This is a genomic window from Actinospica acidithermotolerans (assembly GCF_018139625.1).
Classification (GTDB): domain Bacteria; phylum Actinomycetota; class Actinomycetes; order Streptomycetales; family Catenulisporaceae; genus Actinospica; species Actinospica acidithermotolerans.
The window spans coordinates 1-437 of record NZ_JAGSOH010000367.1 but is presented as its reverse complement, the minus strand read 5'-3'; the positions used below and the strand labels follow the sequence as shown (position 1 = coordinate 437).

The 437-nt window shown below is 70.3% G+C and carries 2 pseudogenes; both read right to left on the bottom strand.

The window, feature by feature from the left end:
* A pseudogene (locus KDK95_RS38995) lies at window positions 1–181 on the bottom strand (hypothetical protein); the annotation flags it as partial.
* A 134-nt stretch (window positions 182–315) separates the two neighbouring features.
* Window positions 316–437: pseudogene (locus KDK95_RS38990) on the bottom strand (3-deoxy-7-phosphoheptulonate synthase); the annotation flags it as partial.

The following is a 437-nucleotide window of genomic DNA, read 5'->3' as shown; positions in this document are numbered from 1 at the left end:
CCACGAGCACCTTGTCGGCGGTGAGCACCTTGCCGCTGGCCCGCAGCGGCTCGCACTCCAGGCGCATGAATTCGTCGTCGAGCCAGCGGCGCGCGATCTCGTGGGCCATGGGCACCTCGCCCTCGAGGTCGAAGCGGAACTCCTGGCCGGGTCCGAGAAGGACGGTGACTTCGCTGCGCATGGGAGGGGGCCTTTCTTGCCGGATCGGGAAAGCGGCGGAACTCGGAGCCCCGCCGGCGGATGGGAAAAGCTTACACGGCGGCCTCGCCCATCCGCAACCGCCGCGGGCTCCCGGTTAACCCGGGGGACGCCGTGTCAAGCGGCGAGGGCCACAGCGGAACGCCGTGCGGCGACCGCGTCCGACAGCTCCTTGAGCGCGCCGAGCGAGTCGTCCCAGCCCAGGCAGGCATCGGTGATGCTCTTGCCATACTCCAGGC